The organism is Jannaschia sp. Os4 (genome assembly GCF_016820245.1).
Taxonomy (GTDB): domain Bacteria; phylum Pseudomonadota; class Alphaproteobacteria; order Rhodobacterales; family Rhodobacteraceae; genus Jannaschia.
Genome location: NZ_JAFCAR010000005.1, coordinates 185,678 through 207,718 on the forward strand (window position 1 = coordinate 185,678; position 22,041 = coordinate 207,718).

The 22,041-nt window shown below is 72.5% G+C and carries 26 protein-coding genes; 7 read left to right on the forward strand and 19 right to left on the reverse strand.

Annotated elements, in window-relative coordinates:
- The first annotated feature begins 72 nt into the window (after positions 1–72).
- Positions 73–1,077 carry a porphobilinogen synthase gene (gene hemB / locus JQC91_RS14590; protein WP_203287924.1) on the forward strand — a complete coding sequence of 335 codons (1,005 nt, stop codon included), beginning with the start codon at positions 73–75 and terminating at the stop codon, positions 1,075–1,077.
- A gap of 7 nt (positions 1,078–1,084) precedes the next feature.
- On the opposite strand, the gene JQC91_RS14595 is transcribed toward hemB, so the two are convergent.
- Together JQC91_RS14595 and JQC91_RS14600 are read right to left on the reverse strand one after the other, a co-directional pair.
- Positions 1,085–2,293: an MFS transporter gene (locus tag JQC91_RS14595; protein ID WP_343069988.1), complete on the reverse strand. Its 1,209-nt coding sequence runs from the start codon at positions 2,291–2,293 to the stop codon at positions 1,085–1,087.
- A complete protein-coding gene (locus tag JQC91_RS14600; RefSeq protein WP_203287925.1) occupies positions 2,290–2,952 on the reverse strand; it encodes a DsbA family oxidoreductase in 663 nt (220 codons plus the stop codon). The genes JQC91_RS14595 and JQC91_RS14600 overlap by 4 nt, the downstream gene beginning before the upstream one ends.
- 120 nt (positions 2,953–3,072) lie before the next feature.
- Here JQC91_RS14600 and JQC91_RS14605 point away from each other — a divergent pair, with 120 nt between their 5' ends.
- A complete protein-coding gene (locus JQC91_RS14605) occupies positions 3,073–4,062 on the forward strand; it encodes an HWE histidine kinase domain-containing protein (protein WP_203287926.1) in 990 nt (329 codons plus the stop codon).
- A 7-nt stretch (positions 4,063–4,069) separates the two neighbouring features.
- Here the strand turns inward: JQC91_RS14605 and JQC91_RS14610 are convergent, their stop codons facing one another.
- The 14 genes from JQC91_RS14610 to JQC91_RS14675 form a co-directional block, all read right to left on the reverse strand.
- A complete protein-coding gene (locus JQC91_RS14610) occupies positions 4,070–5,467 on the reverse strand; it encodes a class I adenylate-forming enzyme family protein (RefSeq protein ID WP_238941570.1) in 1,398 nt (465 codons plus the stop codon).
- 123 nt (positions 5,468–5,590) lie between these two features.
- Positions 5,591–6,580 carry an ABC transporter substrate-binding protein gene (locus JQC91_RS14615; protein ID WP_203287928.1) on the reverse strand — a complete coding sequence of 330 codons (990 nt, stop codon included), beginning with the start codon at positions 6,578–6,580 and terminating at the stop codon, positions 5,591–5,593.
- A gap of 23 nt (positions 6,581–6,603) precedes the next feature.
- The gene (locus JQC91_RS14620; protein WP_238941601.1) at positions 6,604–7,377 is read right to left on the reverse strand and encodes an ABC transporter permease; all 774 of its coding nucleotides are present in this window, start codon (positions 7,375–7,377) and stop codon (positions 6,604–6,606) included.
- A gap of 53 nt (positions 7,378–7,430) precedes the next feature.
- A complete protein-coding gene (locus JQC91_RS14625; protein ID WP_343070006.1) occupies positions 7,431–8,372 on the reverse strand; it encodes an ABC transporter permease in 942 nt (313 codons plus the stop codon).
- Positions 8,373–8,422: 50 nt separating this feature from the next.
- The gene (locus JQC91_RS14630) at positions 8,423–8,614 is read right to left on the reverse strand and encodes a hypothetical protein (protein ID WP_203287930.1); all 192 of its coding nucleotides are present in this window, start codon (positions 8,612–8,614) and stop codon (positions 8,423–8,425) included.
- Positions 8,611–9,042 carry a GNAT family N-acetyltransferase gene (locus JQC91_RS14635; RefSeq protein WP_203287932.1) on the reverse strand — a complete coding sequence of 144 codons (432 nt, stop codon included), beginning with the start codon at positions 9,040–9,042 and terminating at the stop codon, positions 8,611–8,613. The genes JQC91_RS14630 and JQC91_RS14635 overlap by 4 nt, the downstream gene beginning before the upstream one ends.
- On the reverse strand, positions 9,039–9,191 hold the full coding sequence (locus tag JQC91_RS14640) for a hypothetical protein (protein WP_203287934.1): 153 nt from the start codon (positions 9,189–9,191) through the stop codon (positions 9,039–9,041). Before JQC91_RS14640 ends, JQC91_RS14635 begins: the two co-directional genes overlap by 4 nt.
- Positions 9,188–9,958, reverse strand: a complete 771-nt coding sequence (locus JQC91_RS14645) for an ABC transporter ATP-binding protein (protein ID WP_203287936.1) — start codon at positions 9,956–9,958, stop codon at positions 9,188–9,190. The genes JQC91_RS14640 and JQC91_RS14645 overlap by 4 nt, the downstream gene beginning before the upstream one ends.
- Positions 9,959–10,224: 266 nt before the next feature.
- Positions 10,225–10,752: a hypothetical protein gene (locus JQC91_RS14650; RefSeq protein WP_203287938.1), complete on the reverse strand. Its 528-nt coding sequence runs from the start codon at positions 10,750–10,752 to the stop codon at positions 10,225–10,227.
- Positions 10,753–10,852: 100 nt separating this feature from the next.
- Positions 10,853–12,316, reverse strand: a complete 1,464-nt coding sequence (hydA, locus tag JQC91_RS14655) for a dihydropyrimidinase (protein ID WP_203287940.1) — start codon at positions 12,314–12,316, stop codon at positions 10,853–10,855.
- 8 nt (positions 12,317–12,324) lie between these two features.
- On the reverse strand, positions 12,325–12,552 hold the full coding sequence (locus tag JQC91_RS14660; RefSeq protein WP_203287942.1) for a hypothetical protein: 228 nt from the start codon (positions 12,550–12,552) through the stop codon (positions 12,325–12,327).
- A gap of 1 nt (position 12,553) precedes the next feature.
- The gene (locus JQC91_RS14665) at positions 12,554–12,808 is read right to left on the reverse strand and encodes a hypothetical protein (protein WP_203287944.1); all 255 of its coding nucleotides are present in this window, start codon (positions 12,806–12,808) and stop codon (positions 12,554–12,556) included.
- Complete coding sequence (locus JQC91_RS14670) at positions 12,805–12,993, reverse strand: hypothetical protein (protein WP_203287946.1); 189 nt, start codon at positions 12,991–12,993, stop codon at positions 12,805–12,807. Before JQC91_RS14670 ends, JQC91_RS14665 begins: the two co-directional genes overlap by 4 nt.
- Positions 12,990–14,252, reverse strand: coding sequence for a Zn-dependent hydrolase (locus JQC91_RS14675; protein ID WP_238941571.1), 1,263 nt, complete (start codon positions 14,250–14,252; stop codon positions 12,990–12,992). Before JQC91_RS14675 ends, JQC91_RS14670 begins: the two co-directional genes overlap by 4 nt.
- A gap of 94 nt (positions 14,253–14,346) precedes the next feature.
- On the opposite strand from JQC91_RS14675, the gene JQC91_RS14680 reads away from it, so the two are divergent.
- From JQC91_RS14680 to JQC91_RS14690, 3 genes are all read left to right on the forward strand, one after another.
- Positions 14,347–14,958, forward strand: a complete 612-nt coding sequence (locus JQC91_RS14680) for a TetR family transcriptional regulator C-terminal domain-containing protein (protein WP_203287949.1) — start codon at positions 14,347–14,349, stop codon at positions 14,956–14,958.
- Positions 14,959–15,013: 55 nt separating this feature from the next.
- Positions 15,014–17,098, forward strand: a complete 2,085-nt coding sequence (recG, locus tag JQC91_RS14685; protein ID WP_203287951.1) for an ATP-dependent DNA helicase RecG — start codon at positions 15,014–15,016, stop codon at positions 17,096–17,098.
- Positions 17,099–17,276: 178 nt separating this feature from the next.
- Complete coding sequence (locus JQC91_RS14690; protein WP_203287954.1) at positions 17,277–17,456, forward strand: hypothetical protein; 180 nt, start codon at positions 17,277–17,279, stop codon at positions 17,454–17,456.
- 165 nt (positions 17,457–17,621) lie between these two features.
- Here the strand turns inward: JQC91_RS14690 and rocF are convergent, their stop codons facing one another.
- Complete coding sequence (rocF, locus tag JQC91_RS14695) at positions 17,622–18,518, reverse strand: arginase (RefSeq protein ID WP_203287956.1); 897 nt, start codon at positions 18,516–18,518, stop codon at positions 17,622–17,624.
- A gap of 95 nt (positions 18,519–18,613) precedes the next feature.
- On the opposite strand from rocF, the gene JQC91_RS14700 reads away from it, so the two are divergent.
- Complete coding sequence (locus JQC91_RS14700; protein WP_203287958.1) at positions 18,614–19,042, forward strand: Lrp/AsnC family transcriptional regulator; 429 nt, start codon at positions 18,614–18,616, stop codon at positions 19,040–19,042.
- Here JQC91_RS14700 and JQC91_RS14705 read toward each other — a convergent pair.
- On the reverse strand, positions 19,039–19,683 hold the full coding sequence (locus JQC91_RS14705) for a pyrimidine 5'-nucleotidase (protein ID WP_203287960.1): 645 nt from the start codon (positions 19,681–19,683) through the stop codon (positions 19,039–19,041). The genes JQC91_RS14700 and JQC91_RS14705 overlap by 4 nt on opposite strands.
- 61 nt (positions 19,684–19,744) lie before the next feature.
- Between JQC91_RS14705 and JQC91_RS14710 the strand changes: the two genes are divergently transcribed.
- Positions 19,745–20,371: a GntR family transcriptional regulator gene (locus JQC91_RS14710; RefSeq protein WP_203287962.1), complete on the forward strand. Its 627-nt coding sequence runs from the start codon at positions 19,745–19,747 to the stop codon at positions 20,369–20,371.
- Here the strand turns inward: JQC91_RS14710 and JQC91_RS14715 are convergent.
- Positions 20,368–22,008, reverse strand: coding sequence for a glycosyltransferase (locus tag JQC91_RS14715; RefSeq protein WP_203287964.1), 1,641 nt, complete (start codon positions 22,006–22,008; stop codon positions 20,368–20,370). The two genes, JQC91_RS14710 and JQC91_RS14715, sit on opposite strands and share 4 nt — an antisense overlap.
- Positions 22,009–22,041 lie beyond the last annotated feature (33 nt).

Sequence of the window (22,041 nt, forward strand, 5' to 3'; positions counted from 1 at the left end):
CAAGGGCGCGGCGCTTGCGGGGGGGGAGGTGGCGTGGCACCCCGGTCGCAACCCGTGTCCCGGAGGCCACCCATGCCGCGCTTCGCCCCCTTTCCGACCACCCGGATGCGCCGGGTCCGGCGCACGCCCGCCCTGCGCGCGCTGGTGCGGGAGGACAGGCTGGCGGTGGACGACCTGATCTGGCCGGTCTTCGTCCGCGAGGGCGAGGGGACGCTGGAGGAGGTGCCGTCGATGCCGGGTGTGGTGCGGCGGTCCGTGGACATGGTGGTGGAGGCGGCCGAGCAGGCCGCGGCCTTGGGCATCCGCGCGATGTGCCTGTTCCCCTACACGGACGCGTCGCTCCGCACCGAAGGCTGCGAGGAGGCGTGGTTGCCCGACAACCTGTCGAACCGCGCGACGCGGGCGATCAAGGCCGCCGTGCCGGGGATGGCCGTGATGACGGACGTGGCGCTCGACCCCTACAACGCCAACGGGCATGACGGGATCGTGCGCGACGGGGTGATCGTGAACGACGAGTCCGTCGAGGCGCTGGTGCGCATGGGGCTGGCGCAGGCCGAGGCGGGGGCCGACATCCTCGGGCCGTCGGACATGATGGACGGGCGGATCGGGGCGCTGAGGGCCGCGCTGGAGGAGGCGGGGCACCAGGACGTGACGATCATGTCCTACGCGGCCAAGTACGCCAGCGCCTTCTACGGCCCGTTCCGGGACGCGGTGGGGGCCTCGGGGCGGCTGGTGGGCGACAAGAAGACCTACCAGATCGATCCGCTGAACGCCGAGGCCGGGCTGCGCTGCGTCGAGCGGGACCTGTCCGAGGGCGCCGACATGGTGATGGTCAAGCCGGGCCTGCCCTATCTCGACATGGTGCGGCGGGTGAAGGACCGCTTCGGCTGCCCGACCTTCGCCTACCAGGTGTCGGGGGAGTACGCGATGATCCGGGCGGCCGCCGCGCAGGGCTGGATCGACGGCGAGCGGGTGATGATGGAGAGCCTGATGGCCTTCCGCCGGGCCGGCTGCGACGGGGTGCTGACCTACTTCGCGCCCGAGGCGGCGGGCCTGATCGCCAAGGGCTGGGAGTAGGGGCCGGTCAGGCCGCCTCGCGCAGGCGCGCCGCGAGCACCACCGCCACCCCCGACAGCACCGCGCCCACCGCGACCTGCGGCACGGGCGTCCCGTCCCCCAGCAGGATCGCCGGATAGGCCCAGAGCGCGCCGAGGATGGTCGCCGTGGCCGAGATCACGCTCGACGCCATGCCCGCGAGGTGGCCCATCGGGGCCATGGCGATGGCGTTGAGGTTGCCGATGGCGAGCCCGGCCAAGGCGAAGGAGGCGAACTGCCAGACGAGGTAGGACGGGAACCGCGTCGCCTCGGGCAGGGCGGACCAGCCGGCGAGGAGCGCGACCGACAGCAGGAGGTGCGCGCAGACGCCGACGCGGATGATCGGCACCATGCCCAGCCGCTCGACGATGGAGGCGTTGAGCAGCGCCACGCTGCCCGACACCAGCGCCACGCCCCCGAACCAGAGCGGGAACGTCTCGGCGGCGTCGAAGGTGGCGGCGTAGATCGACTGGACGCTCGCGATGGTCGAGAACAGGATGCCGAAGACCAGCGTCTGCACCAGCATCGCGCGGCGCACGACGGCGTGGCGCAGCACCTCGGCCACCGCCGCGCGCATCTTGGCGAGGTCCAGCGGACGCCGCCGCGTGGGGGGCAGCGTCTCGGGCTGGCGCAGGCCGAGCCAGAGCGAGGTCGCGGCGGAGAACACGACGAAGGCCCAGAACACGCCCTGCCAGCCGGACACCGCGATGATGCCCGCGCCGATCAGGGGCGCGATGGCGGGGACGAGGGTGAACACGGTCATCGTCAGCGACAGGATGCGGGCCATGCCGCGCCCCATGTAGAGGTCGCGGATCATGGCCATCGCGACGACGCGGGGGCCGGAGGCGCCGATGCCTTGGACGACCCGCGCGACGAGCACCCCGTCCAGCGTGTCGAGCCACGTGGCCGCCGCCGCGGAGAGCGAGTAGATCACGGCCCCGCCGATCATCACCGGCTTGCGGCCGAACGCGTCCGAGAGCGGCCCGGCGACGAAGGTGCCCAGCCCCGTGCCGATCACGAAGGCGAGGACGACGAGCTGCGCGCGCTCGGGGTCGGCGGGCGACAGGTCCGCGCCCATCCGGGGCAGGGCGGGGAGCATGGCGTCGATGCTGAACGCGATGGTCGCCGCCGTCATCGCCATGAGGGCGACGAACTCCGCTTGGCCCAGCCGCCGGGGATGGGCCTCGGCGAGGGTCACGACGGGGCCCGGTCGGCCGTCTGCGCGGCGATGTCGTCGATGATCGAGAGCCACGTCTCCGTCGGCTGCGCGCCCACGACCGCGGACTGGTTGGCGACGACGAAGGTCGGCACCCCGGTCACCCCCCGCTCGCGCGCGTGCGCGTCGCGGGCGCGGATGTCGTCGGCGTCGGCGTCCGTGGCGAGCAGGCGCTCCACCGCCTCGCGCTCCAGCCCCGCGCCCGCCCAGAGATCGGCGAGCACGGCATGGTCGCCGATGTCGCGGCCCTTGCGGAAGTAGGCGTCGAACAGCGCGTCCACCATCGCGGTCTGCTTCCCCTCCAGCCCGGCCCAGTGGATCGTCCGGTGCGCGTCCAGCGTGTTGGGGGTGCGCTGGATCGCGTCGAAGCGGATGCCGAGGCCCATCTCCTCGGAGGTCTCGACGATGGGGGCGTAGGCCCGCATCGCCCCCTCCCGCCCGCCGAACTTGGCCTCGAGGTAGGCGGCGCGGCCCATGCCCTCCGCCGGCATGTCGGGATTGAGCTGGAACGGGTGCCACTGGATCGCGAAGGGGTGGCCGGGGCGCTGCTCCAGCGCGGCGAACAGCCGCGCCCGCCCGATCAGGCACCACGGGCAGATCGGATCGGACAGGATGTCGAGGGGGATCGTGGCGGTGGTCATGGGGGCGGCTCCGGCGGCGGGACGGGGCAGCCCTAGGCCGACGGGCGCCGAAGGGGAACCCGCCCCCGGTTGCCGGTCGTCCCCCCCCATGCGACACGCGGCGTCGATTGGGAGGATGGCATGGCGAACGACCTCGCTGAAGGCTTCCTGCGGGAGGACGCGCCCCACTGGGCGGACCTCGCGCCCCTCGCCGCCGAGGTGGGGCGCTGGGCGATCGATCCCTCGACCGGATCGGCCGAGGGCGATTCCGCGCTCGCCGACCTCACCGGCCTGCCCGAGGTGGCCGGGCCCTTCGACGCGGAGGTCATGCTCGCGCGGATCGACCCCGGGGACCGCGCGGCGGTGGAGACCGCGCTGGACGGCGTCGCGGAAGGGCCGGGCCGGTTCGAGACGGTGTTCCGCTTCCGGCGCCCGGACGGCGGGCTCGTCTGGCTGGAGGCCTCGGGGCGGATGATGACGGTCGACGGGCGGCGGATGCTGGTCGGCGCGACCCACGACGTCACGGAGCTGCGCGAGGCGCAGATGCGCGCCGAGCTCGTCGCCGGCGAGATGGCGCACCGGATCAAGAACCTCTTCGCGCTGGTCCAGTCGATCTTCACGATGGCCGCGCGCGGGGCCGGGTCGGTGCCCGAGCTGCAGGAGGCCTTCGAGGGGCGGTTGCGCGCGCTCGCCGGGCTGAACGCGATGACGCTGGGCGACCGCGAGGCCAAGGTCGCGCTGTCGGACCTCGTGTCCGCGGCGGCCGGGCAGCACGTGGCGGCGGGGCGGATGCGGAACGTCCTGCCCGATCCTTGCGACATCGCCGGGGGCGCGGCGCAGACGATGGTGCTGCTCCTCAACGAGCTGGTGACCAACGCGGTCAAGCACGGCGCGCTGCGCGACGGGGACGGGACCGTGGACCTGAAGGTCACCCTCGAGGACGGGAAGTTCACCTTCGAGTGGGCCGAGGAGAACGACGCGCCGGTCGCGCCGCCGACGCGCAAGGGGTTCGGCATGCGCGTCCTCACGGGGATGACCGCCTCGACCTACCATGGGCGGCCGGAGGTGGAGTGGACCGAGCGGGGGCTGCGCTTCCGCTGCACGTGGCCCATGCAGGGGTTCACCGCCTAGGGGCGGCTCAGGCGAGACGCCGCCGGATCAGCTTGCCGTTCGCGTTGCGCGGCAGGGCGTCGCGCCTGAGCCAGACCTTCGGGCGCTTGTAGGGGGCGAGCCGCTCCGCCGCGCGCGCCTCCGCCGCCGCGAGGTCGATCCCGCCCACGTGGAAGGCGGCGAGGATCACGGCCCCGCTTCCCGTCGTCACCGTCCCCACGGCCAGATCCTCGGCCAACCCCGCGAGCGCGGCCTCCACCTCCTGCGGGCTCACGCGGATGCCGCCGGGGTTCAGCAGGTCGTCGGCCCGCCCGAGATGACGGATCGCGCCACCCGCCTCCTCCACCCGGTCGCCGGTGTCGAACCATTCGGGCACGGGCGTCACCGCGCCGTCCTCCCAGTAGCCGAGCATCAGGCCGGGATCGCCCCGCCCGACCTGGAGGGTGCCGCCCGCGATGCGTGTGCGGCGTCCCGGCTGGACGAAGCCCGCGGTGCCCCCGGGGGCGGGCCGGGCCGGCGAGCCGGACACGAAGGTGGAGCATTCGGACATGCCGAGCGCCTCGTGGACCGGGGTGCCGGTGGCGGCCTCCCAGTCGGCGCGGATGGCGGGCGAGAGCGCCTCGCCCGCCACCAGCGCGTGGCGGAGGCGGGGGAGCGGCGGGAGGGGCGCGCGCAGCATGCGGCGGACCACGCCGGGCGCTGCGGCGAAGAGCGTGGCGTCGGCGCGCGCGAGCAGGGCGGGGAGCGCCTCGATGGAGGTGCCGGGCGCGGGGATCAGGGCGGTCGCGCCGATGGCCCACGGGTCGAGGAGGCCCGTGCCCAGCGTGAAGGTCCAGTTGAAGGCGCCCGCGTGCAGCAGGCGGTCGTCGGGCGTCAGGCCGTACCACCCGTCCCACATGCTGCGCCGCGCGCGCACCGCGCGGTGCGCGTGGGCCACAGCCTTGGGCGTCCCGCCCGAGCCGGAGGTGAACACGATGTAGCCGAGGCGGTCCGGGTCGCCGCGGGGCCAGTCGTCGAATGGCAGGGGCGCGCCGTCGAGGTCGCCCGGCGCGGCGGCGGGGATGTCCGGGGGCAGGGGCAGGGCGTCGCCCACGGCGAGGGCGGGGGCGATGCGGGCCGCCATCTTCGCCACCTCGGGCGCGGTCAGCGCGGCGGAGGTGGGGACGGGCACCAGCCCGGCGGCGGCGCAGGCGAGGTGGGTGATGGGGAAGTCCGGCGTGTCCCCCACCCGCAGCATCACCCGCGCGCCCGCGGGCAGGCCGAGCGCCGCGAGCCCGCCCGCCCGCCGCTCCACGGCGGCGAGGAGGTCGGCATGGGTCCACGTCTCGTCCCGCTCCCCGAGGACGACGAGGGCGGGATGGCCGGGGCGGGCGCGGCCCGCCTCCATCACGTCGGCGGCGAGATTGTAGGCGGACGGCATCTCCATGCCCCTCGGCATAGCAAAGGGGGCGGCGCCCGAAAGCCCCGCCCCCCTCGATGGTCCGGAAATACTCCGGGGGGCGCGGGGGGCGGAGCCCCCCGCGGGTCCGGCGCCGCAGGCGCTGGAGGGTCAGTTCAGCGCCGCATCCGTGATCACGCTCGTCCACGCCCCCTCGGGCTGCGCGGTGATGACCGGGTCGGACCCGCCGGCGAGCAGCGTGTCGACGGTGCGCTGGAAGTCGGCCTCGTCGAGGGAGCCGTCCGACCCCGCGGTCAGCTTGGCGATCTCGCCCATCATGCGGACCTGGTGCGCCTCGGTCTGGGCGCCGGTCTCGTCGTAGTCGAGGATGATGCCCGCGGCCTCCTCCGGGTTCTCGCCGGCCCATTCCCAGCCGCGCATGGAGGCGCGCACGAAGCGGGTCATCTTGTCGACGAAGGCCGGATCCTCGAGGTTCTCCTCCAGCACGTAGATGCCGTCCTCGAGGGTGGCGACGCCCATGTCCTCGTACTTGAACGTGACCAGCTCGTCCTCGGAGACGCCCGCGTCGAGCACTTGGCCGTACTCGTTGTAGGTCATGGTCGAGATGCAGTCCGCCTGCCGCTGCAGAAGCGGATCGACGTTGAAGCCCTGCTTGAGCACCGTGACGCCCTCGGCGCCGCCGTCGGTGGGGATGCCCTCCTGGCTCATCCACGACAGGAAGGGATACTCGTTGCCGAAGAACCAGACGCCGATGGTCTTGCCGCGGAAGTCCTGCGGCCCCTCGATCCCGGTGTCCTTCCAGCAGGTCAGCTGCAGGCCGGAGGTCTTGAACGGCTGGGCGATGTTGACGACCGGCAGGCCCTTCTCGCGCGCGGCCAAGGCCGAGGGCATCCAGTTGAGCATGGCGTCCGCGCCGCCGCCCGCCAGCACCTGCGGGGGCGCGATGTCGGGACCGCCGGGCAGGATGGTGACGTCGAGCCCCTCCTCCTCGTAGAAGCCGTTCTCCAGCGCGGCGTAGTAGCCCGCGAACTGGGCCTGCGTGACCCACTGCAGCTGCAGCGTGACGGAGTCGTCGGCGTGGCCGTCGGCGAAGGCGGGCGACGCCAGCGCGAGCGCGGCGGCGGTGATGGTCTTCTTCATTCGTCTCTCCCTGTGCGGGGCGGTCACCGCCCTCTCTGTGATGGATGCCAGAAGGTGAGCCGCTTCTCCAAGAGCGCGATGAGCGCGTAGGAGGCGGAGCCCGCCACGGCGGCCACGGCGATCGACGCCCAGACCATCGGCAGGTTCAAGCGCCCGACCTCCGTGCTGATGCGGAAGCCCATGCCGACCGTGGGGCTGCCGAAGAATTCGGCGACGATGGCGCCGATCAGGGCGAGGGTGGTGGCGATCTTGAGCCCGTTGAACACGAAGGGCAGGGCGGCGGGCCCTCGGAGGTGGCGCAGCGTCTGGCCCGGCGTCGCCGCGTAGGTGGCCATCAGGTCGCGCTGCATCGCGTCGGTGTCGGACAGGCCCGCGACCGTGTTCACGAGGACGGGGAAGAAGACCATCACGACGACCACGGCGGCCTTCGATTCCCAGCCGAAGCCGAACCACATCACGAGGATCGGCGCGGTGCCGACGATGGGGAGGGCCGCGACGAAGTTGCCGACCGGCAGGAGGCCGCGCCGAAGCCACGGCACGCGCGCCACCAGCAGCGCCGCGCCGATCCCCGCCGCGCAGCCGATCAGCCAGCCGGTCAGCGCGCCTTTGAGGACGGTCTGCACGAAGTCGGCCCACAGCGTGGGGGCGTTGGCGGCGATGGCGGTGGCGATCTCGGTGGGCGCGGGGAGGATGACCTGGGGGACGTCGAACAGCCTGACGGTCATCTCCCAGAGGATCAGGAGCGTCAGGCCGAACAGGACGGGGGCGAGGAAGCGCCCGGCCGTCCGGCCGGCCAGCCAGACGTTCGCGCCCCAGAGCGCGGCCCACGTCCCGAGGATGAGCGCGCCGCTCACCGCCGCAGGCCCATCTTCGCCAGCGTCGCCCGCTCGATCCCCGACAGCAGCGCCACCAGCCCCGCCGCGACGATCGCCGCGCCGAACAGCGCGGACCAGATCTGGATGGTCTGGCCGTAGTAGCTGCCCGCCAGCAGCCGCGCGCCGAGGCCCCGCACCGCGCCGGTCGGCAGCTCGCCGATTATCGCGCCGACGAGGGCGGCGGCCACCGCGATCTTGAGCGAGGCGAAGAGGTAGGGCAGCGCCATCGGCAGGCGGAGCGAGACGAGGGTGCGCAGCGCCGAGGCGTTCCACGTCCGCATCAGGTCGAGGTCGGCGGGGGCGGGCGCGCGCAGGCCCTTCACCATGCCGACCGTGACCGGGAAGAAGGACAGGTAGGCCGAGATGATCGCCTTGGGCAGCAGCCCCTGCACGCCCACGGAGTTCAGCACCACGATGATCATCGGGGCGATGGCGAGGATCGGGATCGTCTGGCTGGCGATGGCCCACGGCATAACGCTGAGGTCCATGACGCGGGAGTGGACGATGCCGACGGCGAGCAGGATGCCCAAGGTCGATCCGATGGCGAAGCCGAGCAGCGTCGGCCCGAGCGTGATCCCCGCGTGGAAGACGAGGGAGCGCTTCGAGGTGATCTTCTTGCCAACCGTCGTGTCCCAGAGCTCCGCGACCACTTGGTGCGGGGCGGGCAGGCGCGGGCGCTCCTGCGCGAAGGCGCCCGCGACGGCCTCCGCCGGGTGGGCGAGCGCCACGGCGACGCCGGCCATGTCGCGCCGCTCGGAGGCGCTGGTCGAGAGCGTGGCCCCCGCGCGCTCGGCGTCGAGCGCGGACTGCGCGGCGTTCATCGGGATGCAGGCGAGATACCAGAGCGCGACGAGCGCCGCGACGACCGCCAGTACCGGCGCGACCGTGCCCGGCACGCCGCGCAGCCAGAGCGCCACCCGGCCCGACCGCCCGACGGCGGCGCCCGGCGCGGAGAGGGGCGCGTCGGTCACCGGTCCCGCTCGCGCGCGCGCCACGCGAGCACGAGCCCCCACAGGTTGCCGGTGAAGGCGAGGACCAGCAGCAGGCCCACCACGATGCGCCCGGCGCCGCTCCACTGCGTCGTGGCGAGCAGCAGCAGCAGGATCACCGCCGCGGCCCCGTGGGCGATCAGGCGTCCGGTGGGGGTCAGGCGGGTCATCGGGTCCACTCCATGCGGTGCTCGGGGATGCCGTCGGACCCCGTCTCGTCCGAGACCTTGGCGAAGCCCTCGCGCGCGTAGAAGCGGTGGGCGTCGGCGTTGGGGGCGTGGGTGTTGAGGGTCAGGCGGTCGCGCCCCTCCTTCACCCGCTCGACCAGCGCGCGGCCCACGCCGCCGCCCGGCTCGGCGACGTAGAGGCCGCGGATGTGGTCGCTGTCGGGGTCGAGGGAGACGTAGCCCACCACCGTGCCCAAGCGCTCGGCGACGTAGGCCTCCCGCTCGGGGAAGCCCTCGCGCATCATGGCCTCGATCACCTCCATCGCGGGCGGGTCGGGCATCCAGTCGATGCTGCCCAGCCAGTCGCGCACGATCTTGGCGCAGGCGGGGGCGTCGTCGGCCTCGGCGCGGCGGAGGGTCAGGTCCGTCATGCGCGCAGCCGCATCGCGATGCGGGCGGCGGAGACGAGGAGCACGAGCAGCGCCACGGCCCCCACGACGCGGCCCTCCAGCCCCGGCACGAGGCCCAGCAGGACGGCGACGGCGCAGGCGATGCCGAGCAGGTCTCCGGCGTGCCTCATGCCTCCATCCCCTCCCGCAGCCCCTCGCGGACGCGGTGGGCGATGTCGAGGAAGGCCTGTGTATCGCGGATGTCCAGCGGGCGGTCCTTGGGCAGCGGGCTGTCGATCACGTCGGTGATGCGGCCCGGGCGGGGGGACATAACGACGATCTTGGTGCTGAGGTAGACCGCCTCGGGGATGGAGTGGGTGACGAAGAGGATCGTCTTGCCCGTCCGGTCCCAGAGCTTGAGCAGTTCCTCGTTGAGCCGGTCGCGCACGATCTCGTCGAGCGCGCCGAAGGGCTCGTCCATCAGCAGGATGTCGGCGTCGAAGGCGAGCGCGCGGGCGATGGAGGCGCGCTGCTGCATCCCGCCCGACAGTTGGTAGGGATACTTCTGCGCGAAGCCCGACAGGTCCACGAGGTCGAGCACGCGCTCCATCCGCTCGGCGCGCTCCTTGCGGGGGTATCCCATGATCTCCAGCGGCAGGGTGACGTTCCGCCCGATGGTCCGCCACGGGTAGAGCCCGGCGGCTTGGAACACGTAGCCGTAGGCGCGCGCGCGGCGAGCCTCGTCGGGGGCCATGCCATTGACGGTCAGCGTGCCGCCGGTGGGCGTCTCGAGGGCGGCCACGCAGCGCAGGAAGGTGGTCTTGCCGCAGCCCGAGGGGCCGATGAAGGAGACGAACTCGCCCGCTTGGACGTCGAGCGAGACGTCCCGCAGCGCGTGGACCGGACCGTCGGCGGTGGGGAAGGTGAGGTCGAGATGGGAGGCTTGGATCACGGTCATCGCGCGATCCCGTCCCGGCCTCGCGCCGGGGCCTCCCTGCCGGTCCGTGCCGAGCGGGGGGCGGCGCGCATCGCCCGCGACGTGCGGAGGCCCCGGCTCGTGGCCGGGGCGTGACGAGGGGGTATCGTGGTCATCGGGACAGACGGTGCGCGGCGCGGGGATGGAGCGCAAGCCCCGTAGGGTGGGCATCACCATGCCCACCGTGGCGGGCGTGTCGGGCGTGTCGGGCGGGGGTGATGGGCATGGTGATGCCCATCCTACGTCTACTACGGTTCCGAAGCGGATTGACCGCCAATTACCGCAGGTGCGTATCCTTGCGTTTCAATTTCTCGTATGATCTGATTTACCTCAGCACGAAACTTTTCGTCATAGCTCTCTTGAACGATAGCGTATCTACTCCAGACTTTTCGAAAGGTACTTGCGGTCAAATCGGTCTTGAAATTTGCCCTCCATGCAGCCTTATGGAAGCCCTTCGCACTTGTATTGATGGATGGGTCTTCGAGCGCGAGAAAGAACGCTTCGTTTATTTGGAAGAGCATCTTCGCAAAATAGAAATGTTTCTCGTCGGCCATTTCCGAAAGAGCTTCGGACTCTCTGCCGCCTTCCCATATCTTCCTGATATCTTCGTCGGCAATCATGAGCTGACGAAGCACCATCATCCGATCCGAAAATTTCCCATAAACATCGTAGACCGACCGGTCATTAATTGTCTTAAGTTGTCTTCCCGTAAAGTAGAATGCGCCGAGAATTCCGAGGGTTTGAAGGATTTCGGAGACGAGCGTAATTTGTTGCACTATGCGGAAGCTTTCGTTCGACAATTTTTCTGCAAAATCGTAGACACCAACGATGGGGACGCAGCGTGGATCTTGGGCGATGGACTGAAATCCTGACTGACTAAACCCCCGCCGGAATGTTCATCGGATCCCGCTCGATCTTCCGCGGCGTGTTCAGCGCCTTCCACGTCGACAGCGCCCTTGACGCCGACGCGAACGGCTTGCGCTTCACGAACCGGCCCCGGCCCGGCGTGGGCTGGGAGTTCTGTCCGTGGGCCCAGACCACCTCGCCGCGCGACAGCGTGAAACGGGGCGCGGCGGTCAGCTCCCGCCCCTCGAACACATTGTAGTCGATGATCGACTTCTGCGTGGCCACCTCCACGGTGCGGTGGATCGACGGGTCCCAGACCACTACATCGGCGTCGCCGCCCACCGCGATGCCGCCCTTCATGGGGTAGATGTTGAGGATCTTGGCGATGTTGGTGGAGGTCGCCGCCACGAACTCCTCCGGCGTCAGGCGCCCGGTCTCGACGCCCTCGGTCCAGAGCATCGCCATCCGCTCCTCCAGCCCGCCGGTGCCGTTGGGGATGCGGGTGAAGTCGTCCACGCCCATGCGCTTCTGCTCGTCGGAGAAGGCGGCGTGGTCCGTCGCCACCACCTGCAGCGACCCCGCCGCAAGCCCGGCCCAGAGCGAATCCTGGTGATCCTTGGACCGGAAGGGCGGGGACATGACGCGCCGTGCCGCGTACTGCCAGTCCTTGTCGAAATATTCCGTCTCGTCGAGCGTCAGGTGCTGGATCAGCGGCTCGCCATAGACGCGCATCCCCTTCTGGCGGGCGCGGCGGATGGCCTCGTGGGCCTGCTCGCAGGAGACATGGACGATGTAGAGGGGCGTGCCGGCGGCGTCGGCGATCATGATGGCGCGGTTGGCGGCCTCGCCCTCCACCTCCGGCGGGCGGGAATAGGCGTGGCCCTCGGGGCCGGTGACGCCTTGGGCCAAGTAGTGCTGCTGCAGCTCCTGGACAATGTCGCCGTTCTCGGCGTGGACGAGGGGCAGGGCGCCCAGTTCGGCGCAGCGCTTGAAGGAGGCGAACATCTCGTCGTCCTCGACCATCAAGGCGCCCTTGTAGGCCATGAAGTGCTTGAAGGTGTTGATGCCGCGGTCCTTCACGACCGATTCCATCTCCTCCCAGATGCGCTCGGACCAGCCGGTGATCGCCATGTGGTAGGAGATGTCGACGCAGATCTGGTCCTTCGACTTCCGGTCCCATTCGTCGATCGCGTTCAGGAGCGAGCCGTCCTCGCCCGGCAGGCAGAAGTCGACCAGCATGGTCGTGCCACCCGCCGCCGCCGCGAAGGTTCCCGACTCGAAGGTCTCGGCGGCGGTCGTGCCCATGAAGGGCATCTCCAGATGGGTGTGCGGGTCGATGCCGCCGGGGATGACGTAGGCGTCCGTGGCGTCGATCACCTCGTCGCCGGAGAGGTTCTCGCCGATCTCCGCGATCCGCTCCCCCTCGATCAGGACGTCCGCCTTCCACTGGCGGTCGGCGGTGACGATCGTGCCGTTCTTGATGACCTTGCTCATGGGACCTCTCAGCGGATGCAGACGCGGGCGCCCGCGTCGTCGGTGACGAAGCGGACGTCGCCCTCGGGGGTGTCGTAGACGTAGCAGCCGTCCTGCAGGCCCACCGCGCGCACGTCGATGCCGACGGGCAGGTTCGTGGTGACGTTGGGCGGCAGGGCGGCGGGGTTGAGCGGCGCGTCGTCGCCCCCCGCGGGCGCGCAGGCGGCGAGGGGGACGATCAGGATCAGGGCGCGCATGCTATTCTCCGGTGCCGATGCAGTACTGGCCGCCGTCCGGGCGGCGGACGGGATAGAGCAGGCTGTCGCGGAAGAGGTAGGCGTAGCAGCCGTCGTTCTCGCGCAGGGCCGTGGTGGGCGTGCCGCGCGGGAGGAGCGCGCGAAGCGCGAAGGGCGCCTCGTGGTCGAGCGGCGCGTAGCCCACGGGGTTGAGCGGCTGCGCGGGCGTCTGGGCGCAGGCGGCGAGCAGGGCGAGGAGCGGCAGGGCGCGGATCATCGGTGGAGGCCCCAGCGCAGGAGCGCGTGGAGCGCGGCGTAGGCCGACGTCGCCATCGCGGCGGTCAGCGCGGCGGCGATGAGGGCGGCCCGGTCGAACCCGCCCGCCCAGCCGAAGTGCAGCAGCATCAGGCCGAACACCATCGCGGCGTAGAGCGGGATGCCGGGGGCGAGGATGCGGGTCACGCCACCACCTCCGCCCGCTCCAAGGCGGCGTGGAGCAGGACGTCCGTCCCGGCGGTGGCCCAGTCCTTGCTGATCTCCTCGGCCTCGTTGTGCGACAGGCCGTCGACGCAGGGGCACATGATCATCGCCGTGGGCCCCACCCGGTTGATCCAGCAGGCGTCGTGGCCCGCGCCCGAGATGATGTCCATGTGGGAGTAGCCCAGCCGCTCGGCCGCCCCGCGCACGGCCGCCACGCAGCCCTCGTCGAAGGCCACGGGGTCGAACCCGCCCACCTTTTCGAACGCGATCCCGAGCCCCATCTCGTCCGCGATCCGCTGCCCCTCGGTCCGCAGGCGGGCCTCCATGTCCTCGATCACCGAAAGGTCCGGCGAGCGGAAGTCGACGGTGAAGACGACCCGCCCGGGGATCACGTTGCGGGAGTTGGGGTGCACGTCGATATGCCCCGCCGCGCCGACCGCGTGGGGCGCGTGGGACAGCGCGATCTCGTTCACCGCCTGCAGGATGCGGGCCATGCCGAGTCCCGCGTCCCGGCGCATCGGCATCGGGGTGGAGCCGGTGTGGCTGTCCTTGCCGGTCACCGTCACCTGCGTCCACGACAGGCCCTGCCCGTGGGTGACGACGCCGATGTCGCGGCCCTCCGCCTCGAGGATCGGCCCCTGCTCGATGTGGAGCTCGAGGAAGGAGTGGATGTCGTCGCGGCGCGCGCCTACCTCCTCGTCGCCGCGCCAGCCGATGCGGTCCAGCTCGTCGCCGAAGCGCTTGCCCTCGGCGTCCGTGCGGTCCTCGCACCAGTCCTGCGTGTGGACCCCGGCGAACACCCCCGAGGCCAGCATCGCGGGGGCGAAGCGCGTCCCCTCCTCGTTGGTCCAGTTGGTCACGACGATGGGCCGGCGCGTCTTCACCCCAAGGTCGTTGAGCGTCCGGATCACCTCCAGCCCGCCCAGCACGCCGAGGACGCCGTCGTACTTGCCGCCCGTGGGCTGGGTGTCGAGATGGGAGCCCAGATAGACGGCCGGTCCCTCCTCCGTGCCCTCGCGGCGGGCGAACATGTTGCCGATCCGGTCGACCCCCATGGTCATGCCGGCCGCCTCGCACCACCGCTGGAACAGCGCGCGGCCCTCGCCGTCGGCGTCCGTGAGGGTCTGGCGGTTGTTGCCGCCCGCCACGCCGGGGCCGATCTTCGCCATCTCCATCAGGCTGTCCCACAGCCGGTCGCCGTCGATCCGCAGGTTCCGCGCCGGTGCCATAGGTCCGTCCATGCCGCTCTCCCCTGCCGCGCTCGCTTTGACCACCCGGTCAAATCGACGTTAGCAAAGGGGGGAGGGCGGTCAACCGCGGGGCGCGGAGGGGGCGATGGCAGGCGAGGGAGGGACGACGCGCATCCAGAGGGCGAACCGCGCCGCCATCCTCGCGGCGGGGCTCGACGCGTTCGCGGAGGACGGGTTCCGCGGCGCCACCTTGGACCGGATCGCCAAGGGGGCTGGGCTCTCGAAGCCCAACCTGCTCTACTACTTCCCGTCCAAGGAGGCCGTCTATCGCGCCCTGCTCGACGGCCTCCTCGACGACTGGCTCGCCCCGCTGCGCGACCTCGACCCGTCAGGCGATCCGATGGAGGAGATGCTGGCCTACGTCCGCGCCAAGCTCGCCCTGAGCCGCGCCCGCCCGCGCGAGTCGCGCCTCTTCGCGGGCGAGGTGCTCCGCGGCGCGCCGGTCCTCGGGGGCGGATTCGGAGACCTCCGCGCCCTGGTGGAGGATCGGGCGGCGGTGATCGCGGGCTGGATGGAGGCCGGGCGGCTGGCCCCCTCGGACCCGCACCACCTCGTCATGTCGGTCTGGGCGCTGACCCAGCACTACGCGGACTTCGAGGTGCAGGTGCGGGCCGTCCTCGGGGGCGGGCGCGACCCGTGGGCCGAGGCCGAGCGCGAGGTCCAGGCCCACTTCCGCCGGGTGCTGCGCCCCGCGTGACGGGCGGGGGCCGCGCCAACTGGACCTCCGCGCGGCGAGCCCCCACAACCGGGCCATGACGGGCCGTCCGGAACTCCTCTTCCCGCTCTTCGCCTCGGTGGAGACGCTGCCCGGAATCGGCCCGAAATCCGCGAAGGCGCTGGCGTCCTTGCGCGTCGCCACGCCGAAGGACCTGCTCTTCACGCTGCCCACCGGCGGCACCGACCGCACGCCCGTGGACAGCATCCGCGACGTCCCCCTGCCGGGCGTGGCTACCACCACCGTCACCGTGGGCCGCCACATGGCGCCGCCCACGCGGCGCCAGCCCTACCGGGTCGAGGTGGAGGACGCGAAGACGACCTTCCAGCTGGTCTACTTCCGCGCCTCGGAGGACCACCTCCTCCGCCAGCTCCCGACCGGCGAGCGGCGCGTCGTCTCGGGCAAGGTCGAGCTCTACGACGGCCTCGCCCAGATGCCGCATCCCGACCATGTCCTCACCGTCGGCGAGACGCTGCCCCCTTACGAGCCGATCTACCCGCTCGCCGCCGGCCTCACCCTGAAGGCCATGACGAAGGCGGCCCAGGGCGCCGTCGACCGCCTCCCCGACCTGCCCGAATGGGCCGACCCGCATCTCCTCGACCGCGAGGGGTGGCCCTCCTTCGGCGACGCCGTCCGCGCCGCCCACCACCCCGAGGGCGCCAAGGACCTCTCGCCCGCCTCCGCCGCCCGCCGCCGCCTCGCCTACGACGAGGTGCTGGCCCACCAGCTCACCCTCGCGCTGGCCCGCGCGGGCGCGCGCAAGCGCCCCGGCCGCGCGACCGAGGGCACCGGCCGCCTGCAGGCCAAGGTCGCGGCCGCGCTCCCCTACACGCCCACCGGAGCCCAGCAGCGCGCCATCGCCGAGATCGCCGCCGACATGGCCCGCGACCGCCGCATGAACCGCCTGCTGCAAGGCGACGTCGGCTCCGGCAAGACGCTGGTGGCGCTCATGTCGCTGCTGATCGCGGTCGAGGCGGGGGGGCAGGGCGCCCTCATGGCGCCCACCGAGATCCTCGCGCGCCAGCACGAGGAGGGCCTGCGCCCCTTGGCCGAGGAGGCGGGCGTCGTGCTGGCGCTGCTGACCGGACGGGACAAGGGCCGCGAGCGGCAGGCCAAGCTCGACGCGCTCGCGCGCGGCGACATCCACATCCTCGTGGGCACTCACGCGGTGTTCCAGCGCGACGTGCAGTTCGCCGACCTCCGCCTCGCCATCGTGGACGAGCAGCACCGCTTCGGCGTCCGCCAGCGGATGCTGCTGGGTGAGAAGGCGCAGGCGGCGGACGTCCTCGTGATGACCGCCACGCCCATCCCGCGCTCCCTCGCGCTGGCGCAATACGGCGACATGGACCTCTCCGTGCTGGACGAGAAGCCGCCGGGCCGCACGCCCGTCACCACCTCCACCGTGCCCGTCGGCCGCATGGACCAAGTGATCGCGCGCCTCCAGTCCGCCGTGGCCGAGGGGCGGCAGGCCTACTGGGTCTGCCCGCTGGTCGAGGAGTCCGAGGTCGTCGACACCACCTCCGCCGAGGAGCGGTTCCGCTCCCTGCGCGCTGCCTTCCCCGAAGGCACGGTCGAGCTGGTCCACGGCCAGATGCCACCTTCGCAGAAGGACGCCGCGATGGCCCGCTTCGTCGCGGGCGACGCCAAGGTGCTGGTGGCGACCACGGTCATCGAGGTGGGCGTCAACGTCCCCAACGCCTCCATCATGGTGATCGAGCGCGCCGAGACCTTCGGCCTCGCCCAGCTCCATCAGCTGCGCGGTCGCGTGGGCCGGGGGTCGGAGAAGTCCACCTGCCTGCTGCTCTACAAGGCCCCCTTGGGCGAGGCCGCCGAGGCCCGCCTGCGCATCCTGCGCGAATCGGAGGACGGCTTCCGCATCTCCGAGGAGGACCTCGCGCTCCGCGGCGCGGGCGACGTCATCGGCACCGCCCAGTCCGGGCTGCCACGCTTCCGCGTCGCCGACCTCGAACGCCAAGCCGACCTCATGGCCATCGCACAGGACGACGCCCGCGCGCTGCTCGCCGCCGACCCCTCCCTCGACTCGGAGCGGGGCCGCGCGGCGCGCCTCCTCCTCTGGCTGACCGAGCAGGATCGCGCCCTGAAGCTCCTCGACGTCGGCTGAGCGATGGCGCCCGCATGCACGGGGGAGGTCTGCGATCGCCGGCCCCATGCCATCCTGACGCGGACCGGGCTCCGGGAGGTCCGCGTTCCGAAAAGTTCACGGATGTTCTCATAAAGTTCTGGACAGGAGGGGGGAGGGTATGAGAACGAACGGGCAACGAGCAAGAAGGAGGCCAACGATGCCCCACACCGATCGCACCGCCCCGTACCGCGTCATTCTGCGGTCGACGCCCACCTCCCGCGCCACGATGCGCGCCCGCCGGGCGCTGACGTCGGAGCCGGTGGCCGACGTTCTCGGCGGCGCGTGGCTCGTGACCCTGATCCTCGCGCTGTTCCAGCTGCCGGGCGTCCTCGCCTGACCTGACGGCCGCGCTCAACCCTCACTGCCCGCGACTCTCATCCGCGCCGTCACGGCGCACCCGCGTCGTTCCCTGTCCCGGGACGGCGCGGAGCGGACACTGCCCGACCGAGAGACGCCACTCGACCGCCGCCGCCGTCCCCACGGCGCGCGGCGGTTTTTTCCGTCAGGTCGGGCGATCCAGCACCGTCTTGCCGAAGAGCGACGCCACCAGGTCCACCAAGAGGGTCGCCGTCCGGCCCCGCTCGTCCAGCATCGGGTTCAGCTCGGCCACGTCGAGCGAGGTCACCAGCCCCGAATCGCACAGCATCTCCATGACGAGATGCGCCTCGCGGAAGGTCGCCCCGCCGGGCACCGTCGTGCCCACGGCGGGCGCGATGGCCGGGTCGAGGAAGTCGACGTCGAACGACACGTGCAGGTCGGCCCCCGCCGCCCGCGCCCGGTCCAAGGCCGCCGCCACCGGCGCCCGCACCCCGTCCTCGTCGATGGCCCGCATGTCGTGCACCACCACGCCCGCCGCGCGCAGCCGCGCGCGCTCGGCTGGGTCGACGGAGCGCAGCCCGAGCATCGTGACGTCGCCCCCGTCCACCGCCGCGGGGAGCGCCGGGAAGGCGTCGAACCCCGGCTGGCCGGTGAAGTAGGCCGCGGGCGTCCCGTGCAGGTTCCCGCTCTCGGTCGAGGCGAGGTCGTGGAAGTCGCTGTGCGCGTCGAGCCACAGCACGTGCAGCGGACGCCCCCGCCGCGCCGCCCGCGCCGCCATGGCGGGCACCGAGCCGGCCGCCATCAGGTGGTCGCCCCCCAGCACCACGGGCACCCCGTCGCCGAAGTCTTGGGCGTGGGCGGCGGCGATCCATCCGGCGCACTCGCGCAGGTCGTGGATCGCCGGGTTCGGATGCGCCGCGTCCGAGGGCAGGGGGCGCAGGTCGCCGCGGTCCGTCACCGCGTGCCCCAGCCCGGCGAGCGCCGCCTCCAGCCCCGCCACGCGCAGCGCGCCCGCCCCGAGGGCGCAGCCGCGCCGTCCCGCGCCCGCGTCGACGGGCAATCCGATCAGATCGAGTTCCATGCCCCGTGCTACCGCGCGATCCGCGCGGTTGCGAACCGGACGGAGGGGGCGATACGGTCCCTCGACCGGACGGACCGACGGCGGGGACCGCGCAGATGGACGACACCGACGCCCGCATGATCGCGCTCCTGCGCCGCGACGGGCGCATCCCCGTGGCCAAGCTCGCCGCCGAGATCGGCTTGGGCCGCGCGGCCACGGCCGCCCGCTTGGAGCGCCTGCGCCGCGAGGGGCCGATCACCGGGTTCACCGCGGTGCTCGCCGAGGACGTGGCGCCCCTTCCGGTGCAGGGCGTGATGACGCTGTCCATCGAAGGCCCCCGCACGGCGGAGGTCGTCTCCGCCCTCGACCGCCTGCCCGAGGTCCGCACGATCCACACCACGAACGGGCGCTGGGACCTCGTCTGCGAACTCGGGTGCCGCTCCCTCGCCGACCTCGACGCGGCGCTGCGCCGGATCCGGCTGATCCGCGGCGTCGCCAACAGCGAGACGTCGCTCTACCTCACGACCAAGCGGTCGAGCGGCTAGATCCGCCCTCGCGCGACGCGGCGTAGGAACCCCGTCAGGTCCGACGTCCCGAAGCGGACATGCGGGGCCGCGGCCGGCGATCCGGCGACGTGGACCGTCGCCATCCCCCGCGCGTGGGGCACCACGAGGTTGCGCGCCGTGTCCTCGAACATCGCCGACCGCGCGGGGTCCAGCCCGTCCAGCGCCCAGACGGCCTCGTAGTTCTCCGCCTGCGGCTTGGGCACGTGGGCGCCGTGCTCGACCCCCCACACCGCGTCCCACAGGCCCGACAGGCCCCGCGCCGCCAGCACCCGCTCGGCGTAGTCCGCCGTCCCGTTGGTGTGGATCACCCGCCGTCCCGGAAGGTCCGCCAGCGCCGCGCGCAGCCCCGGGTCGGGGTCGAGCACCGAGACGTCGATCTCGTGCACGTCGCGCAGGAACGGGTCCGGATCGACCCCGTGCTCCTCCATCAGGCCGGCCAGGGTCGTGCCGTGCCGCTCCCACCACGAACGGCGCAGCCGGTCCGCCTCGGCCTCCGTCACGCCGAGCAGGTCCACGATCCACCGGCCCATCCGCGCCTCGATCTGGGGGAAGAGCGGGGTGGAGGGCGGGTAGAGCGTCTCGTCGAGGTCGAAGACCCACGTGGCGACATGGTCGAGCATGGGGCGCGCCCTATCGCCCGCGCGCATTTTCTTCACCAAGAAAATGCGCCAAACCGCGGCCATGCAGACGACCAAGGACGCCACCGCCCTGATCCTCGACGCGCTCGACCGGGGCATCTACCGCCCCGGCGACCGGCTGGTGGAGTCGGAACTGGCCGACCGGCTCGGCGTGTCCCGCACCCCGGTGCGCGAGGCCCTGCAGCGGCTGGAGACCCAAGGCCTGCTCGCCCGCGACGGGCGCTCCCTCGTGGTGGCCGCGCTGGACCGGGACCAGACGGCGGAGCTCTACGCGGTGCGCTCCGAGCTGGAGGGGCTGGCCGCGCGCCTCGCGGCCAAGCACGCGGCCGAGGAGGAGGTGCGCGTGCTCGTCGCCATGGTCGAGGAGGACCGCGCCCTCGTCGGCGACCCGCAGGCGATGGCGCGCGCCAACCGCCGCTTCCACAAGCAGATCCACCTCGCGAGCCACAACCGCTACCTCGTGCAGCAACTGGGGCTGGTCTACCGCTCCATGACGCTCATGGCCGAGACGTCGCTGGCGGCCGAGGGCCGCACGGGCACCGCGCTCGACGAGCACGCCGCCATCGTCGAGGCCATTGCGGCGGGCGACGGCGCGGCGGCCTCGGCGGCCCTGAAGGACCACCTGAGCCGGGCCTTCGAGGTGCGCCTGCGGCAGGAGGCGCGGGGCTAGGCCTCCGTCCGGCGGGGGGGCGTCGCGGGGCGGGCCTCCTCGTCGGTCACGCCCCCGAACCGCCCGTGCGCCGTCTTGTCCCAGTGGAACGGCGCCGCGACCAGCTCCCACATCGCCTTGACCACCGCGACGGACGCCAGGGCGAAATAGGGCTCCGTCAGCGCCACCCACCACCGCAGGCTCCGATGCTCCGGCGCGCGGAGCGCGTAGAGCGACAGGCCCATCACGCAGAGCGTCAGGCCCATCGGGACGGCGGCCAGCCACGCGTCCGCCTCGGGTGGCAGCCATGCCCGCGCCGGATGCGGCAGGCCGAACGGGATCACCGCCAGCGTCCACAGCACCGGCATCAGCAGCGCGTTCGCGACCGCCCCGAGGAAGAGCAGGTGCATCCCGAGGAACCGCTTGGTGCCGAGGTCGCGCCAGAGCGCCACGGGGCGCCGCGCGTGCATGGCCCACGTCATCACGTAGCCCTTCATCCAGCGCGAGCGCTGCCGCACCCAAGGGCCGGGCGCGGCGTTCGCCTCCTCCAGCGTGACGGTCTCGATCACCTCCGTCCGATAGCCCGCCCGCGCGAGGCGCACGCCCAGTTCCGCGTCCTCGGTGACGTTGTGCGCGTCCCAGCCGCCCACCGCCTCCAAGGCCGCGCGCCGGAAGAACAGCGTCGTTCCCCCCAGCGGGATCACCAGTCCCAGCCGCGCCAGCCCCGGCAGCACGAGGCGGAACCAGCCTGCGTATTCGATGGCGAAGCAGCGCGACATCCAGTTGCGCCCGGCGTTGTAGTAGTCGAGCAGCCCCTGCAGGCAGGCCACCTCGGGCGGGGCGGCGGCCATGCGGGCAGCGACGCGGCGCAGCTGGTCGGGCGCGGGCGCGTCCTCGGCGTCGTAGACCCCGACGATCTCGCCGCGGGCGAAGGGCAGGGCGTAGTTCATCGCCCGCGGCTTGGTGCGCGGATGCCCGTCGGGCACCACGAGGCAGCGGAACGGCAGGGGCGGGTCCGCCGCCCGCAGGGCGGCGACGGTGGACGTGTCCCACGCCTCCGCCAGCACGATCACGTCGAGGCGGTCCGGCGGGTAGTCGAGCCGTGCGAGACGGCGCAGGAGGTCGGGGACGATGGCGGCCTCGTCGGCAACGGGGACGAGCAGCGTGATCACCGGCGGGTCCGGGGGCAGCGGCGCGGTCGGCGGCGCCCCGCGCGCGCGTAGGAGCGCGAGCAGGGCCATCGTCCGCAGAGCGAGGTTCGCGGCCACCGCGGCGAAGGCCGCGACCATCAGCGCCCGCACCGTCGGCCCGAAGGCCAGGACCAGCGCCGTGGCGAGTGCGCCCGCCATCCCGGCGAGGACGGCCGCCGCGACCTGCGGGCGCCATGTGCGGCAGGAGATCGCCTCGGGCGCGCGGGCCTCGGCCCGGCGGGCGAGCGCGTCGCCATGCCGGCGCGCGAGCTCCGCGTCGAAGGCGTCCGGCGTCACGAGCCGCGGCGTGGGATGCCAGAACCGGCAGGGCAGCCGGAAGGGGCGGTCCGACATCACCCGATCTCCAAGCGGGAGGGCGCGGTGGGCCAAGGCGTCGTCCAGACTCACCGCGACGCCCCCGCCCTTCGCGGCCGGGGCCGGGGGCGACTCGTCGGTGAGGTCTCGCATCGGGCCCTTTCCCGTGGACGGGGACGAGGGCTA